The 16,340-nt window shown below is 36.7% G+C and carries 13 protein-coding genes; 8 read left to right on the forward strand and 5 right to left on the reverse strand.

The genetic code is table 11. From position 1 onward, the window contains the following. Positions 1-96 precede the first annotated feature (96 nt). From IWB64_RS07295 to IWB64_RS07305, 3 genes are all read left to right on the forward strand, one after another. Positions 97-2,799 carry a TonB-dependent receptor gene (locus tag IWB64_RS07295; RefSeq protein ID WP_194533380.1) on the forward strand — a complete coding sequence of 901 codons (2,703 nt, stop codon included), beginning with the start codon at positions 97-99 and terminating at the stop codon, positions 2,797-2,799. Positions 2,800-2,894: 95 nt separating this feature from the next. Then, positions 2,895-3,335, forward strand: coding sequence for a hypothetical protein (locus IWB64_RS07300; RefSeq protein WP_194533381.1), 441 nt, complete (start codon positions 2,895-2,897; stop codon positions 3,333-3,335). A 31-nt stretch (positions 3,336-3,366) separates the two neighbouring features. Beyond that, on the forward strand, positions 3,367-3,960 hold the full coding sequence (locus IWB64_RS07305) for a 3-keto-disaccharide hydrolase (RefSeq protein WP_194533382.1): 594 nt from the start codon (positions 3,367-3,369) through the stop codon (positions 3,958-3,960). 83 nt (positions 3,961-4,043) lie between these two features. Here the strand turns inward: IWB64_RS07305 and IWB64_RS07310 are convergent, their stop codons facing one another. After that, complete coding sequence (locus IWB64_RS07310; protein WP_194533383.1) at positions 4,044-5,102, reverse strand: endonuclease/exonuclease/phosphatase family protein; 1,059 nt, start codon at positions 5,100-5,102, stop codon at positions 4,044-4,046. A 121-nt stretch (positions 5,103-5,223) separates the two neighbouring features. Here IWB64_RS07310 and IWB64_RS07315 point away from each other — a divergent pair, with 121 nt between their 5' ends. Beyond that, complete coding sequence (locus tag IWB64_RS07315; RefSeq protein ID WP_194533384.1) at positions 5,224-7,953, forward strand: TonB-dependent receptor; 2,730 nt, start codon at positions 5,224-5,226, stop codon at positions 7,951-7,953. 10 nt (positions 7,954-7,963) lie between these two features. After that, the gene (locus IWB64_RS07320; RefSeq protein WP_194533385.1) at positions 7,964-9,343 is read left to right on the forward strand and encodes a DUF5689 domain-containing protein; all 1,380 of its coding nucleotides are present in this window, start codon (positions 7,964-7,966) and stop codon (positions 9,341-9,343) included. A 9-nt stretch (positions 9,344-9,352) separates the two neighbouring features. Here IWB64_RS07320 and IWB64_RS07325 read toward each other — a convergent pair whose 3' ends face one another. The 3 genes from IWB64_RS07325 to IWB64_RS07335 all read right to left on the reverse strand — a co-directional run bounded on the left by IWB64_RS07325 (position 9,353) and on the right by IWB64_RS07335 (position 12,447). After that, complete coding sequence (locus tag IWB64_RS07325) at positions 9,353-9,745, reverse strand: response regulator (protein WP_194533386.1); 393 nt, start codon at positions 9,743-9,745, stop codon at positions 9,353-9,355. A 77-nt stretch (positions 9,746-9,822) separates the two neighbouring features. Then, positions 9,823-10,233: a response regulator gene (locus IWB64_RS07330; RefSeq protein ID WP_194533387.1), complete on the reverse strand. Its 411-nt coding sequence runs from the start codon at positions 10,231-10,233 to the stop codon at positions 9,823-9,825. 9 nt (positions 10,234-10,242) lie between these two features. After that, positions 10,243-12,447 carry a PAS domain-containing sensor histidine kinase gene (locus tag IWB64_RS07335; RefSeq protein WP_194533388.1) on the reverse strand — a complete coding sequence of 735 codons (2,205 nt, stop codon included), beginning with the start codon at positions 12,445-12,447 and terminating at the stop codon, positions 10,243-10,245. Between the two features lie 400 nt (positions 12,448-12,847). On the opposite strand from IWB64_RS07335, the gene IWB64_RS07340 reads away from it, so the two are divergent. From IWB64_RS07340 to IWB64_RS07350, 3 genes are read left to right on the forward strand one after another with little or no spacing between them, the layout of a single operon-like run. Then, the gene (locus IWB64_RS07340) at positions 12,848-13,321 is read left to right on the forward strand and encodes an ankyrin repeat domain-containing protein (protein ID WP_194533389.1); all 474 of its coding nucleotides are present in this window, start codon (positions 12,848-12,850) and stop codon (positions 13,319-13,321) included. A 12-nt stretch (positions 13,322-13,333) separates the two neighbouring features. Continuing rightward, the gene (locus IWB64_RS07345; RefSeq protein WP_194533390.1) at positions 13,334-13,948 is read left to right on the forward strand and encodes an NUDIX hydrolase; all 615 of its coding nucleotides are present in this window, start codon (positions 13,334-13,336) and stop codon (positions 13,946-13,948) included. Between the two features lie 8 nt (positions 13,949-13,956). Then, positions 13,957-14,730: an amidohydrolase gene (locus IWB64_RS07350; RefSeq protein ID WP_194533391.1), complete on the forward strand. Its 774-nt coding sequence runs from the start codon at positions 13,957-13,959 to the stop codon at positions 14,728-14,730. Here IWB64_RS07350 and IWB64_RS07355 read toward each other — a convergent pair. Then, entirely contained in the window at positions 14,717-16,291 is a 1,575-nt protein-coding gene (locus IWB64_RS07355) for an Ig-like domain-containing protein (protein ID WP_226975827.1), read from the reverse strand. The genes IWB64_RS07350 and IWB64_RS07355 overlap by 14 nt on opposite strands. Positions 16,292-16,340 lie beyond the last annotated feature (49 nt).

Below are 16,340 nucleotides of genomic sequence, written 5' to 3' on the forward strand. Positions count from 1 at the left end.
ATATTTGCGAAAGTGTTATTTAACCTTTACTTAACATTCGCATGCCTAAAACGCCGCACTTTTGCAGCAAATTGAGAAAACGTAAAAACTGAACAAATGAAAAAGATGTACTTCGCTTTGGTCTTATTTTTAATGACGACCATGGCATTTTCACAAGGAACTATCACAGGTACCGTAATAGACGGTGAGCTTAATGAGCCACTACCTGGTGCTAGTGTGGTAATTCAAGGAACAACTAATGGAACCTCTACTGACTTTGATGGTAAGTTTCAAATCGAAATTACAGAAAATGCAGGAACGCTTTTAGTTTCTTACATTGGGTATACTTCCAAAAAAGTAGCTTACACTAGTGACGGTGATATTGGTAGAATTGTATTGGAGCCAAACGCACAAGAATTAGAAGGTGTAGTAGTAAGTGGTGTGATCGATATAGCTAAGGATAGAGAAACCCCAGTAGCGGTTTCAACTATTAGAGCTTCTGAAATACAAGAAAAATTAGGTTCACAAGAATTACCTGAAATACTTAAATCTACTCCATCTATTTATGCTACCAAAACAGGTGGTGGTTTTGGTGATGGTAGAGTTAACGTAAGAGGTTTTGATTCTAGAAACACTGCTGTAATGGTTAACGGTATTCCTGTTAACGATATGGAAAATGGAGCTGTATACTGGAGTAACTGGGCTGGTTTAGGCGATGTTACTACTGCTATGCAGGTTCAGAGAGGTTTAGGTTCTTCTAAATTGGCAATATCTTCTGTTGGTGGTACCATTAACGTTATTACAAAGTCTACCGAACAAGAAGAAGGTGGTACGGTAACTTTAGGTGGTGGTAATGACGGCTACTTAAAGACTACTGTTGCATACAATACTGGAAAATCTGATAAAGGTTTTGCAGCTTCTATTCTATTGGGTAGAACTTCTGGTGATGGTTATATTCAAGGTACGGAATTTGAAGGTTACAACTATTTCATTGGTTTGGGTTACGAGCCAAACGAGAAACACAACATTCAATTTGTTTTAACAGGTGCTCCTCAAGTTCACAATCAAAGAACATCAAGTTTCTTTAATGTGGCAACTTTAGCAGATCACTTGGAATATGGTGCTAAATACAACTTTAACGGTGGTACTTTGAATGGTGAGGAATTTGGATGGAGAAGAAACTTCTATCATAAGCCTATTGTTTCTTTAACATGGGAATGGAAAACATCTGAAAAATCTACATTATCTACTTCTGCTTACGCATCTTTTGGCCGTGGTGGTGGTACTGGTGATATTGGTTCAGGACCGAACTTTGGTTTTGCTAGTTCTAGCAGATATAGAATTCCTGCAACAGGACAAGTTGATTACGATTTAATCTCTCGTTTTAACGGTGGTGAAGCGGTTACGTTTTACGATGGTAACGATTACCAATTATCTGCAAATGGTGATGGTGAATATATTACAACAAGTTTCGGAGATGGTTTGGCAAGAAGAGCATCTATAAACTCACATAACTGGTTTGGTGTTATTGCTAACTTTAATACTCAGATTAATGAAAAGTGGAGCTATGATGTTGGATTAGATTTAAGAAGCTACAAAGGTATTCACTATAGAAGAATGGATAACTTGTTAGGTGCAGACGGTTATTTGGATGATGACAATATTAATGACCCTACTCATGTTATCCGTGAAGGTGATGTTATAGATTCTGATTTTAGTTCTATCCTAAATGTGTTTAAGAGCATTGATGATGAGGAAAAAATTGACTACTACAATGATGGTCTAGTAAGATGGACTGGTGCTTTCGGACAGTTAGAATATACCGATGATGTGGTATCTGCTTTTGTTCAAGGTGGTATTTCTAATCAAGGGTTTAAGAGAATCGATTATTTCAATTATTTAGATTCTGATCCTTTACAAGAAACAGATTGGGAGAACATCTTAGGAGGGAACATTAAAGGTGGTGCTAACTTTAACCTAAATGAAGCTAACAACGTATTTTTCAACGCTGGTTATTATTCAAAACAACCTCAGTTTGATGCAGTTTATATAAACTTTCAAAATGATTTAAATCCAGATTTGACTAATGAAAAGATTCTTGGTTTAGAAATAGGTTACGGTCTTAATCTTGGTGATTTTAGAGCAAAAGTTAACCTTTACAGAACTACTTGGAAAGATAGATTCGAAAGGGTCGGTATTGAAACCCCAACAGGAGATGAAGGTAACGCGAACATTAACGGTGTTGAACAAATTCACCAAGGTATCGAGATTGAAGCAGATTACCGTGCATCAAATGTTGTACAATTTAGAGGTATGCTTTCTTTAGGTGATTGGGAATATGCAGGTAATGCATTTGGTCAAGCTTTAGATGATGACAGAAATGTTATTGATCCAGATGTAACTTTATTCTTAGATGGTGTTAAAGTTGGAGATGCTGCTCAGTTCACAACTAATTTAGAAATGATCATTAGACCAATAGAAGATCTTAAAATCAGCGCTAATCTTTACAACGCATCTAGATTATATGCATTCTTGAATGCTGAAGATTTTGATTCTGCTGATAATCAAGGTTCATTACGTTTACCTAGTTACACTCTTTTTGACTTAGGTGCTTATTATACTTTTGGTTTAGGAGGAAGCAACAAATTAAGTATTGCTGCTAACGTAAACAACCTTTTTAATACTGAATATATTGCTGAATCTTTAACGAATACGTTTGCAGAAAGTGGAGACACTTTGTACGAAGGAATTTCTACTGATAATAAAGTATTTTTTGGATTTGGAAGAACTTTTAACGTGAGTGCTCGTTATAGTTTCTAATATTAAATTTATAGACTAATAAAAAAAACCCTGCCAGTTGGCAGGGTTTTTTATGCGCAAAAATCAGTACATTTAAACCTTAAAATAAAAATATTATGTACGAAGTTATTCAGGTTGTTCATTCTTATTTGGCTTATGTTGTTTTGGCTCTTTTATTCTTTGCTGTAGCCAATGCTATTATGGGATTAGTAGGCAATAAAATATTTACTATTGAAAAAGATTTCCGTCTAAGTCTATTTACTTTAATTTTGGCTCACATTCAGCTATTGGTAGGGTTAATACTTTATTTTGTTTCTCCAAGCGGCCTTCAGGCTATTCAGGCTTTGGGTATGGGCGGCCTTAATTCGGCATCTAGATTGTTAGCTGTAGAACACCCTTTCATTAATATTATTGCAATTGTTTTGATTACCATAGGCTGGTCGCGTCACAAAAAGTTTGTAGATGGTAAAAAGAAATTCAAGAGTATCGCCATTTTTTATGGTCTTGGTCTTGTGTTGATACTTAGTCGTATTCCTTGGGGACAATGGTTAGGTTAATATCAAACAATTAATAAAGCAAATGGATTATATGAAAAGCGCATTAACAGCAGTATTAATTATTTTTACGTCACTTACGTTTGGTCAACAAACAGATCTTTTTAATGGAGAAAACTTAGAAGGTTGGACGGTCTATGGTACCGAGAAATGGTATGTAGAAGATGGTCTTCTAGTATGTGAAAGCGGTCCTGATGAACAGTATGGCTACTTGGGAACTGAGGAGCATTACAAAAACTTTGAATTAACTTTAGATTTCAAGCAGGAAGCCAATGGAAATAGCGGTGTTTTTATTCGTTCAACTGTTGATGGCACCAAAGTTAGTGGTTGGCAAGTAGAGGTAGCTCCTCCAGGAAATGATACCGGCGGTGTGTACGAATCTTATGGTCGTGGTTGGTTGGTCAAGCCTGCCCCTGAAAAAGATAAAGCCCTTAAAATGGGTGAATGGAATACCATGAAAATACGTGTGAATGGCGATCAAATTACGTCTTGGCTAAATGGTACGGAAATGATTACCCTTACTGATGAAATAATAGGTGCGGGCGAAGGCTCTATAGCTCTTCAAATTCATGACGGCGGAGGTATTAAAGTACAATGGAGAAATATTAAAGTTACCGAATTAGAATAGTACCTAATTACAGGAGATAAGAAAGCTGCCTATTGGTTTATAAACCAATAGGCAGCTTTCTGTTTTAGAATGGGTGTAGGTTTTTACTCGGGAGTTTCTTCTTCGGAAGTTGGTTTAATCAAATACATATAAACAGGAAAGTGATCAGAATATCCTCCGGTATAACTCCCGCCAGCATAGGTTCTTTGTGGGTATCCTTTGTACTGTCCTTTTTTGGAGATTAAATAAGGTGCGTTAAAAACCTTGGTTTTCCAAAACTTGTACTTCCCTTCTTCAGGATGCAAAAGATTCTCTGTGAAGAAAATCTGATCAAATAAATTCCATTTATCGCGGTAAGCGAGAGAGCCTATTCCTTGTTTATATAACTTTTCCATGGGGTTATATAGGCTTTGACCTTCTAATTGGTTGGGCTTGCCAATAGTTTTTAGAATTTTTTTGAAACTATCATTGTTGGGGTCATCGTTAAAATCGCCCATACTAATAATCTTTGCATTGGCATCTAACCGCTGAACAGAATCTATAATACGTCTGCTGAGTTTTGCAGCCGCCATGCGGTTAGGCTTACTTCTGGCCTCACCTCCGCTACGGGACGGCCAATGGTTGACCATAAAGAATAGTTGCTCGTCATCTAATAATCCGCCTACTATAAGCTGGTCTCTGGTGTAATTTCTTTCGTCATCGTTATTAATAAGTAATAATCTATGGCTAGTGGAAGAGGTGGGCAGAAATACGGACTTCTTATAAAGCAGCGCGACGTCTATACCGCGTTCATCTGGTGAATCATAATGAACAATGCCGTATCCTTTAGAGATTAAATTGGGGTGATTAATTAAGTCTTCAACCACCCTTCTGTTTTCAACTTCACAAATACCAATGATATCAGGAGAAGTTTTGCTGGTACTTGATCCAATTTCAGAGAGAACTTGTGAAAGATGGTCAAGTTTTTTATTGTAGCGTTCTAAAGTCCAATGATCTTTTCCTTCTGGAGTTCTATCGTCATCAAATATGAGGGTGTCATTTTCAATATCGAATAGATTCTCCAGATTATAGAACGCAATAGTCCGAATTCGATATGATTTATTTTCCTGCGAATTTGCCCAAAAAGTAAGTAAAAGAAAAAGCGGTATAAGTCTAAAATTCATATAATCAGATAGATATAAATACCAATTAACGAAAAAACGATGGATTTTGTAGGGGTTTTTTGCAAGTCATTTCAAGTTTTCGATATCTTGTTTGGGTTCACCGACCATTAAACCCCCGTTAATGCGATTTTCTCTTATTGCTATCCTTTTTCTTTTATGGCAAAGTACCATGTGCGCTCAAACGAGTTTTTCAGTTGAAGGTGAAATTCTTTCCCTTCGGTCAAAAACACCAATTGTAAACGCAAAAATTAGTATAGAAGGCTTTTTGATTTCAGCGCAATCCGATAGTGATGGAAAATTTAGCCTAACCATTCCTCAAAAGGGAGAGTATATTATATCTATTGAAGCTACTGATTATATAGTAAAGCGATTACCTATTTCTGTAGAGAACGCAAATTTAGATTTAGGTGCACTTTCTTTAGAACAGAATATTCAAATAGAGCAGGCCGATAATCTCATTTCGTTAAGCGATTCGGAATTATTGGATGACGAAGTGAGCTCAAATTCATCTGGCCTTCTAAGAGCTACAAGAGACTTGTTTTTGAACAGAGCAGCTTTTGATTTCAGTCAAGCTTTTTTTCGTGTACGTGGTTACGATTCTCAAAACGGGACCGTTCTTTTAAACGGTATTTCTATGAACAAGTTTTATGACGGCAGGCCTCAATGGAACAACTGGGGAGGAATGAACGATGTAACCAGAAATCAACAATTCACGAATGGATTGGAGGCATCAGATTATACTTTTGGCGGTATTTTAGGTAATACCAATATAGATACGAGGCCTTCAGGTTTGCGTCCCGGTACCAGGTTGTCCACTTCATATTCTAATAGAACTTATGCAGGTCGGTTAATGGCAACATATTCATCTGGTGTTCAAAAAAATGGTTTGGCTTATACGGTATCTGGTTCAAGAAGATGGGCAAAACAGGGTTATATAGATGGTACGCTGTATGATGCGTTTTCATTTTTTGGCGCTTTGGAATATCAATTTAATGAAAAGAACAGTATAAATTTTACTGCACTTTGGGCATCAAACCGGAGAGGACGCTCATCTGCTATTACCGAAGAGGTTTTTGAATTGGTGGGTAAAAAATATAATCCATATTGGGGAGAACAAGACGGAAAAGTCAGAAATTCTAGAGAACGTAAAATTGCGGATCCCGTCTTTATGTTCAATCATTATTTCAATTCGGAGAGGTTTTGTTTAAATACAGGTATAGCATATCAGTTTGGAAAAAACTCTAGAAGTAGATTAGGGTATTATAATGCTCCAAACCCGGACCCAACATATTATAGATATCTCCCGAGTTTTTATACGAATAGCCCAATTGGCGCAAATTTTATAAGTGCCAATACGGCAAAAGAGGGGTTGTTGAATAGTCCTCAAATGGATTGGAATCAAATTTATACCGCCAACTCAAACGGGCAAGCAGCTTATGTGCTGTATGACGATGTAGTTGACGATACTCAAATTAGCGTAAATACGGTCGGGAATCTGATTCTGACCGATAGACTTTTAATGGATTTTGGTTTGACCTACAAAAACTTGGATTCTGAAAACTATGCAAGAATAAATGATTTGCTTGGAGCAGATTTCCATGCCGATGTAGACCCCTTTTCGGATACGCTAAATGATAGCGAAGGCTCGATTGAAAAAAGAGAAGATGATATTTTCAATTATAACTATCGAATGAATGCCGATCAGTTTGAATCGTTTATTCAATTTAAGTATAACCATGAAAAGTGGAGTGCTTTTATGTCTGCCAAATATGGGACTACAAATTACCAACGGACAGGTCTTTTTAAGAATGACCGTTATTCAGGTAGTTCGTTAGGAGAAGGTGAAGAAATTAGTTTCAAGACATATGGGGTGAAATCAGGTTTCACTTATAAGCTAACCGAAAGACATTGGCTATCTGCTCACGGTTCGTATATGAAGAGGCCGCCGGTGCTTCAAAATGTTTTTATCAATCCAAGGGAAAATAATAGTGTAGTGCCTAATATTCAAAGTGAAACCAATACCACGGTAGACCTTAACTATTTCTTACGCCTCCCTAAATTAACGGGTAGGCTTACGGGCTTTTATACCCGTTTTCAAAACACCACGGATGTAAATTTCTTTTTTGCAGATGCTGGTGTTGGGTCAGACTTTGTTCAGGAGGTGCTTACGGGGTTGGATAAGCTGCATATGGGCACGGAATTAGGTCTTGAGTATCAATTGTCGTCTGCGGTAAAATTAACCGCTGTGGCCGCTGTAGGGAAATATGTTTATGCCAGCAATCCTAATGTGGCTATTAATTTTGATACCGCAGGAAGAGAAGAGGATCTTATAAATCTTGAGGGCACTGTTGATTTGGGTGTAGCCAAAATTAAAGATTATAAATTGGCGCAAGGTCCGCAACAAGCTTATGCAATTGGTATAGAGTATCGTGATCCAAAATATTGGTGGGTAAGTGCAACAACTAATTACTTGGCAAGCAACTATGCTAATATCTCTACGCTTACAAGAACCCAAAGTTTTTATTTAGATCCGGAAACAAATCTTTCATTTGTAGATGCTACGGAAGAAAATGTCAACCAAGCATTGGCCCAAAAGCCGTTGGAGAACTTTTATCTTCTAAATCTAGTAGGAGGTAAATCTTGGTTGAAAAAAGGAAAATATATCAGTGTTTTTGGGAGTATCAATAATCTTTTTGATGGGGTGTTCCGAACGGGAGGATACGAACAGAGCCGGAATGGCAATTATGGTCAGTTCAAGCAAGATAATTTAAGTGGCACCCCATCATTTGCTCCCAAATATTGGTACGGTTACGGCCGCACCTATTTTTTAAACTTGGCATATAGTTTTTAAGAAATTACTTATGATAGGATATTTTAATTTAAGCAGATTACTTCTGAAGTTTACCGTCATTTTGACCATATGCTTCTGCAGTTGCGTAAAGAGCCGTAGTTATGATGTGCCATCGGATAATTGTGTTTCGGGATTGGTAGCTAATACCACGTATACAGAGGTTAAAAATCTCTATAAAGGGAATACTTTGCAAATTCAGGATGATTTAATTATTGAAGGGTTTGTAGCTTCTTCGGATGTTGAGGGTAATTTTTTTAGTGTGCTATATTTTCAGGATAGTCCTGCAAATCCAAAAGAAGGTTTTAGGATTGAAATAGATGTTCGTGATTCTCATTTGTTTTATCCCGTGGGAACAAAAATAGGAATCAAACTTAAAGGACTATATCTGGGTAAAAGTAAGGATGTATTTAAATTAGGGGCAACATTCACTTCTTTTGGAAATGTTTCGGTAGGCAGGTTGCCCGCCGCAATCGTAAATGAACATGTTTTTAGATTTTGTGATGGTGAAGTTGCTATTGAACCTACGGTAATTACAATTACAGACCTCAAAAAGGAATTAACGAATACCTTGGTGACCTTTAATGATGTAGAGTTTGAAGAAGCCGAGTTAGGGCAGCCTTTTGCTGAAGTAGGTGAGGAGACTGAACGCATTTTGACAGATTGTAATGATAACCAGATTGTGATGTCCAATAGTGGTTATTCCGATTTTCAGTCGGAGATACTTCCTGATGGAAGAGGAACTGTAACAGGTGTCTTGTTTCGGGAAAATGATAGTTATCAAATTAGTATCCGCAGTACTTCTGATATCAACTTTGACAAAGAGCGTTGTGCCGAATTAATAGATGAGTTTACTTCGGATAGTATCTTCATTTCAGAACTGGCCGATCCCGATAATAATGCTTCAGCACGGTTTGTGGAGCTCTATAATTCTTCAGGTGAAGATATAAGCTTAAAAGGCTGGAAGCTGAAACGCTATACCAACGCAAATACAGAAGTGAGTTCAGAAATCGATTTATCAGATTTAACTATTAATGCGAATGGTTTCTTGGTGATTTCGCCAAATGCAGACGAGTTTGAAACTGTTTATGGGTTTGCTCCGGATTTAGGAGTGGGAACTAATAGCCCGGCAGATTCCAATGGAGATGATAATTTACAATTGGTAGATCCTTTTGAAACGGTTATAGATGTTTTTGGTGTAGTAGGCGAAGACGGTTCGGGTACTAACCATGAATTTGAAGATGGTAGTGCCGTTAGGCGAGCAGAAATACTAATAGGCAACTCTGTTTATAATATAGAAGAGTGGCTAATATCTAATGATAGTGGCGATGCCGGAACAGTTAAGCAACTAAAAATAGCTCCTGACGATTTCTCTCCAAAAAGTAGGGAATAATAATTGTGCTTAAAGAAGAATAGTTTTTAACTGCTCTGAGTAAATGGGCTTGGTCAAATAGTTGTTCTCAAGATTAAAGCTCTTCGCGATTTCTGTGTCTTGCGGGTTTATAGAGGAGGTCATCATATAAATGGTTGGTTCCTCATTTTCCTCAGGCCAAATTTCGCGCAATTCTGAAATAAAATCCCATCCGCCCATTACAGGCATATTAATGTCTATTAAAATAAGAGATGGTAATGCCGCGTTTGCGTTAATCATTTCCTGAAAACTTTCAATAGCGTCAAGACCATTTTCATAAACAAGCAACTCTGGTGTAAATTCCATAGTTTGCATAGCTCGTTTTAATCCAAAAACAACGATTGCATCATCATCTACAATACAAACTTTTTTAAAATCACTCATTTAATTTGTGGTAAGGTTTGCTAGGTTTTGAGAGTGATGATATGTTACCCATCATCCTCTAAATTAATCAAATCCTCTTAGTTACCAACGCTTTTGAGAATATTATGAAGGTCTTCTATTGAAATTGGTTTCAAAATGTAATTGTTAACGATTTTATATTGTTGAATTCTTTCAATGTCTCTTGGGTCTACAGAAGAACTTATGATGTAGATAATAATATTTTCACTGTTATTATTAGGCAATTTTATAAACTCATCCAAAAATTCCCATCCGGTCATTATTGGCATGTTAATGTCTAAAAAAATCATAGAAGGTAATTCTTCACCTTTTTCTGTGATAGTTTTTAATGCATCAAAGGCTTCCTGACCGTCATTGAAAACAAGGATTTCATCTGTAAAATCGGCCTCATTCATAATCCGCTTGGTACCGTAGATAAAGATTGGGTCATCATCTATAATGCAGACGCTTCTAATTTTTGTTATGTTCATAATTACAATCTATGTTAATGGTTTTTCAAAATATAATTTAAAAATACTACCTACATCTACGGTGCTTTCCGCTTCTATCTTACCGTTCATGGCCTCCATTTGGTTTTTTGTGATAAAAAGCCCAATTCCCTTAGCGTCCTTATTGCGATGAAAGGTTTTGTACATGCCAAAGAGTTTGTCGCTATTTCGTTTTAAATCTATGCCCAAACCATTGTCTTTAAAAGAAACGGTAATGGCATTAGATTCTATTTTAGAGCTTATTTGAATTAAAGGTGTTCTTTTTGGAGAGCTATACTTAAGGCTGTTTGTTAATAAGTTCAAAATAATACTGTCTAAATAAGCTGGTATCACTCTAACTTTGAGGTCTCTGGGAATATTTATTTCACAAATAGCATTTTTTTCTTGTATTAAGATGCTTAGGTTCTTTTGCACATCTGTAATAGTGTCATAAAGATTAATATTCTTCATCTTTTCAAAAGCCCCCACCTTTACCTGAACCACTTCATTTAAATGTAATATGGTGTCATTAAGGCTATCGGTCGCACCGCGAAGCATAACTAGAAGATTTTCACGTTCTGAATCACTCTTTTCTTTGATTAGAAAATTAGTCAACATGGATAGGTTGCTGGAGTGAGAACGTAAATTATGGGATACAATATGAGCAAAATTTAAAAGGCTATCGTTTTGTTCCGTAGTGATATCTACTAAACGGCTCAGTTTTTTTTCGTTTTTAATTCGGGGCGTTATATCTGTTACTTGGGAGACGAAGTGGAGAATCTCTCCATTGGTATCCTTTACGGCTGTAACCGTTAATATACCATAGATAATATGGCCGTCTTTATGAAAATATCTTTTTTCAAGCTTGTAACTAGATTTTTTGCCTTTAAGAATCTGGTTTACCAAATAAAGATCGCTATCATAATCTTCCGGATGGGTCACGTCCTTAAAGTTCATGGCTAGTAGTTCTTCTTCATTATAGCCAAGGCTTACACAGAGGCATTGGTTAACTTTTTCAATGGAGCCATCCAAAGCTACTATTGCCATACCAGTATCTGAGTTCTCAAAAGCACCATGAAATGATTCCTCGCTCTTTTGGAGCATCATTTGGGTGTTTTTTAGTTCAGTAATATCATAGTTGGTCCCTACTAATTTCACTACTTTGCCTTGCGCATTTTTTTGTGTTACGCCTATGCCTCTAATATGTCTTATTTCTCCATTGGGCCAAATAATCCTAAACTGTGAATCAAAGTCTTTTATACCAGATATTGCAGCTTCTACTTCCTGATTGCTACGTTTCATATCATCTGGGTGAACACTATTAAGCCAGGTATCGTAGGTTGTTTGATTTGCAATTTTCTCAATTCCGAAAAGGTTGTACATAATGTCATCCCATACCAATGAATCTGAAATTAAATCATATTCCCAAATACCTACGTTGGCACCTTGTGTAGCTAATGCTAACCGATTACTTATTCTTATGAAGTCGAGTTCAGTTTTCTTTTTCTCATCAATGTCTTGAAAAGTGCCAAAAAGGCGGATGCACTTGCCATTGATAAATTCTACCTCACCTTTGGCTCGCACCCAAAGTTCATTTCCTTTTGCGGTAATGAGTATTAATTCTGTATCCCAAGGGGTACCGTCAGTTATGGCATTGGTTACTAGATTGGTAATTCTCTCTCTATGTTCTCCTTTTTTATAAAAGTTTAGGCCACTCTCTAAATTGGGTTGAAAATCTTTAGGAACCTCGTGTATGTCTTTTGTTAAATCTGTCCAATACCCATTGTTAGTCTGCATATCAACCTCCCAACCACCTATTCGGGCAACTCTTTCTGATTTTGCATAAAGTTCTTCGCGACGTCTAGCTGCGGTCACATCTTCTAAAAGAACAATGAGGCCCCCAATTTCATTGTTGGCATTGGTCCATGCATTTATTTTCCATTTTAACCATTGTATTTCACCGTTGGGATAAATGAATTTCTCGCCATCATTAAGGCTTTTTTCTCCGTTATTCAAGCATTTTGTAAGTGTAGATTTTAGCCTTTCAGGCGTTCGGGGAATGACATCAAAATAATTTTTTCCTGTAATAGATTCGTAGTTGGGACATAAATTATTTGTCCACACTTTGGAATTTCCTACGAAACGCATTTGAGTATCTAAAATAGCAATTGCGCTAGGAGAATCTTTAATTAACGAGGTTATGGAAAGGGTTTGCAATTTCTAGTTGTTTATGTAAAAATAGGGTTTAACAGTGAGTTGCGTGATTTCACAAATAGCTTTACATTTTCGTTTAGCATGACTCAATGATACATACGAGAATAATATACGAAAAATCTGTCAGAAAAAACTATTTGAAAATTTCTAACGGAATAGTTTAACGACAATAAATCTGTTTTATGCTGCCAATTAAACTAATGGAATCGCTTTGAAAAAGATGTTGTTCACATCAATTCTATCGTTAGGGCTGAGAGTTAGGGGTTTAGTTTTGATTGGGAGATGAATCTATTTTAGAAAATAGAAGAGACACAACACATACTGGTACTCTTTTGTTTAAATTTATAAAATGAAGTAATTCGGCCTCTGATGATACCTTAAAAATCATGATAAAATATTAAGTATGAACGATAAGTTTTTTAACGAAATACGCTTGGGCAACTCGGAAGAGGTTGCTTTAATATTAAACGATAATCCAGAATTAGTTAATGTTGTAGATAAAAGGGGGTCCACGCCACTTATTTTGGCAACCTACTACGGGCATATAAAAATTGCAGAATTGTTGGTAAACAGTGGCGCGAAAATAGATGCTGTTGATGACTCTGGGAATACGGCTTTAATGGGAGTCTGCTTTAAAGGTTTTACTGCCATTGCTAAAATGTTAATTGATAAAGGGGCCAATGTAAATGAGCGAAATTCTATGGGGGGAACATGCCTCATTTATGCCGCTACTTTTAATAGGCCTGAAATTGCTAAGTTATTACTGGAACATGGTGCGGATACTACGGTTAAAGATGCTAGAGGAAATACAGCATTGGCCCATGCGGAGAATCAGGGTACGCCGGAGCTAATTAAATTATTGAGTGCTGCCAATTAATATAGGATTTAGATGAAACAACTAGAGCAAATTAAACGAATAAAAACATTGGCAGAGACGGGACTTGTGTATGCTGAAGACGAATACAATCGTGAACGCTATGAAGAACTCAAACAGATTGCTTTAGAGTTGATGGCTTCTGTTGCTGACAAACCTTTAGCTGTTTTGGATGATTTCTACATGCCTGTTACAGATTACCCCACACCAAAAGTTGATGTGCGCGGACTTGTGCTAAACGAAAAAAATCAGATTTTAATGGCCAAGGAAAGTATTGATGGTAAATGGACGATACCTGGCGGATGGGCCGAAGTTGGTTATCCTCCCTCAACTTGTGTCACAAAGGAAATAGAGGAGGAAACCGGTTTAAATACAACTGTTGTGAGGCTGTTGGCGGTGTATGATAAACAATTTCACCCGCATCCTCCACAACCTTTTTATATCTATAAATTATGCTTTCTTTGTCAGCTTGCTGGAGGTGAGCTTAATCATGGTTTTGATATGCAAGGTGCTGCTTTTTTTGATATTGATGATTTGCCGGAACTATCTACGGACCGCATTTTAGAATCACAAATAAAGCAATTGTATACCATGGCAGTTGAAAATAAAATGGATGTATATTTTGATTGATTTTTTCTATGGATGAACTATTAAATGTGGCTTTAGTGCAAACGTCACTAGCGTGGGAAGACCCAAAAGCCAATAGAGCAGAATTGGATACAAAATTGGAAGCACTTACTTCTGATATAGATTTAATAGTTCTTCCTGAAATGTTTACGACTGGTTTTACGATGTCTCCCCAGAACATAGGAAAAGAAGAAGGACAAAAGACCTTAGCTTGGATGCAACAAAAAGCAAAAGAAAAAGATGTTGCCTTGGTGGGAAGTATTGTTTTCTATGAAAATGACGCCTATACAAACCGACTATTTTTTGTTGAACCAGATGGTAAAACCTCAATCTATGATAAACGCCATACGTTTACTCTTGCAGGAGAGGATAAGGTCTACCAAGCAGGGAAAGAACGTCTTATCGTAAACTATAAAGGCTTCAAGATTTGCCCTATGATTTGTTATGATTTGCGCTTTCCAGTATGGGCAAGAAATACGGAAGATTATGATGTATTGATTTATGTAGCCAACTGGCCAGAACCAAGAATTACGGCTTGGGATACCTTGCTAAAAGCACGGGCAATTGAAAATATGACTCATTGTATTGGAGTAAATAGAATAGGCTCTGATGAGGTTGGACATAAATATCCAGGGCATTCGGTAGTTTTTGATGGTTTGGGAAAAGAATTGGTGTTTTCAACAAAAGAAGAAATTGTGACCACTTCCTTATCAAAAAAACATATTCATGAAGTTCGGAATAAGCTAAAGTTCTTGAATGATAGAGATTACTTTACTTTGGAATAACAAAGTTTTGTTCCATTTCCCAGTTGGCACGTACCTCAATAACATCTGGGTAGTAGCTAATTCTTTCTGGTTGTTGCTTTTTAAGAAAGCTACCTGTATCCCATTTTTCATTACCATTAGTGTCAAAAATCACTCGAATCAGATATTTTGCAGGCTCAAGGTTATTGAACTCAAACAATTTTGGTTCGGTGGCTTTAATCTCCCTTTTTATCACTCCTTGTTCATCCGTTAACTGAACGATTAATGGGTATTCACCTCCTGTGATATTAAATCTTAAATTACCATAATCTGCATAGCTTCCGGTAGATAAATAGTAAGATATGGTATCGTTCGCCTGCTCAAAGAAATCCTTAATAGCACCTGGCAATATATCTAATTGATAGCTTTGATTGGGCTCAATTTCAAAATCAACATCAATTTTGTTATCAATTGTATCTAATTTGGTAGTAAAATCTACTGCCAGCGAATCTTGGTTCGTTATGAAAAATAGGGTTGAATCTAAAGCACTGATCGGAGTACTGGCAGAAATGAAAAATGGGTCGTTAAAATTAAGAGATCCATTTTGATTGGGGCTTAGCCGTAGGGAGTCAACATCTACTTTTCTACTTTTTACCGTAAACGTGTCAATCTTTTCTAGTCTTTCATTAGTAGCCGTGAAGACTATGGAGTCCATTTCATAAGGTGTAAACCAAAAATTTAGCGTGTCCTTATTTTTTTCTTTTAATATTTTGGTCTTAACAGTATCCGGTATAACCGTTATTGGTTTTATAACAACATCTTCAGCATCGCCATAATAGCCAAAAATAATGCGGTTTTTAGCTACTAAACTCGGTACGGCCATGCTATAATTGGGTACTTCTTTAAAAAGAGTAAGTACGTAAGTAGAATCTGTGGGTAAAGTGATTGTATCATTAAGAAAAGCAATTTTATCCACGTTCTGGTCAAACATGTTATTTTTAGCTTCGTCTTTTAGGGCAAAAAGTCTGTATTGCCCTTCCTTTAGATTTTTAAGTTTGAAAATCACCGCGCTATCAAGTGTATTGGTAATATAATTAGGCGGTCTTTTAAAAATAGTAGAATCAGTATAAGCAGTGTCAATTTTATATAGCATTACACTAATAAAATCATCGGCTTTTTTCTTGAAGGCATCTTTAACGGCTCCGGTAAGACCCAGAGAATCAATATAATCTCCAGTAGAAAAAACATACGTTAAAAAACTACTGGGGTTGCCTTCATTATTATCTTGAACACTCTGTCCAAAATTAAGGGTATACGTGGTGTTTTCGTGTAAAGTATCCTTGAACTTAATTTCAACATACTTGCTGGCACCACCTTGGGGTTTAATATCTGGTTGATATTTTAAAGGGGGAGAAACTATTAGTTGTTCTTGGATATCTATAAGTTTAATGAACTCGTCAAAATAAAGTCGGATACGACTTGCCTTAAAGTTGGTGGTCATACTATCCGGTTCAGTCTTTGTCAGGGTTGGAGGAGTAAGGTCTTTTGGGCCTCCGGTAGGGCTTCCCCTCCGTGCACATTGCCACAATACGGCAACAATCATAAATAAAAATAAAAAGGTTACAAACCGGCGGACCATATGACTAAACTAT

Source organism: Zobellia nedashkovskayae, from assembly GCF_015330125.1.
GTDB lineage: Bacteria > Bacteroidota > Bacteroidia > Flavobacteriales > Flavobacteriaceae > Zobellia > Zobellia nedashkovskayae.

Coding starts and splice junctions, on each gene's coding strand:
- IWB64_RS07355 (WP_226975827.1), bottom strand. CDS start 16,291: ATGATTGTTGCCGTATTGTGGCAATGTGCACGGAGGGGAAGCCCTACC.
- IWB64_RS07325 (WP_194533386.1), bottom strand. CDS start 9,745: ATGAGTGATTTTAAAAAAGTTTGTATTGTAGATGATGATGCAATCGTT.
- IWB64_RS07295 (WP_194533380.1), top strand. CDS start 97: ATGAAAAAGATGTACTTCGCTTTGGTCTTATTTTTAATGACGACCATG.
- IWB64_RS07305 (WP_194533382.1), top strand. CDS start 3,367: ATGAAAAGCGCATTAACAGCAGTATTAATTATTTTTACGTCACTTACG.
- IWB64_RS07330 (WP_194533387.1), bottom strand. CDS start 10,233: ATGAACATAACAAAAATTAGAAGCGTCTGCATTATAGATGATGACCCA.
- IWB64_RS07320 (WP_194533385.1), top strand. CDS start 7,964: ATGATAGGATATTTTAATTTAAGCAGATTACTTCTGAAGTTTACCGTC.
- IWB64_RS07315 (WP_194533384.1), top strand. CDS start 5,224: ATGCGATTTTCTCTTATTGCTATCCTTTTTCTTTTATGGCAAAGTACC.
- IWB64_RS07300 (WP_194533381.1), top strand. CDS start 2,895: ATGTACGAAGTTATTCAGGTTGTTCATTCTTATTTGGCTTATGTTGTT.
- IWB64_RS07340 (WP_194533389.1), top strand. CDS start 12,848: ATGAACGATAAGTTTTTTAACGAAATACGCTTGGGCAACTCGGAAGAG.
- IWB64_RS07345 (WP_194533390.1), top strand. CDS start 13,334: ATGAAACAACTAGAGCAAATTAAACGAATAAAAACATTGGCAGAGACG.
- IWB64_RS07310 (WP_194533383.1), bottom strand. CDS start 5,102: ATGAATTTTAGACTTATACCGCTTTTTCTTTTACTTACTTTTTGGGCA.
- IWB64_RS07350 (WP_194533391.1), top strand. CDS start 13,957: ATGGATGAACTATTAAATGTGGCTTTAGTGCAAACGTCACTAGCGTGG.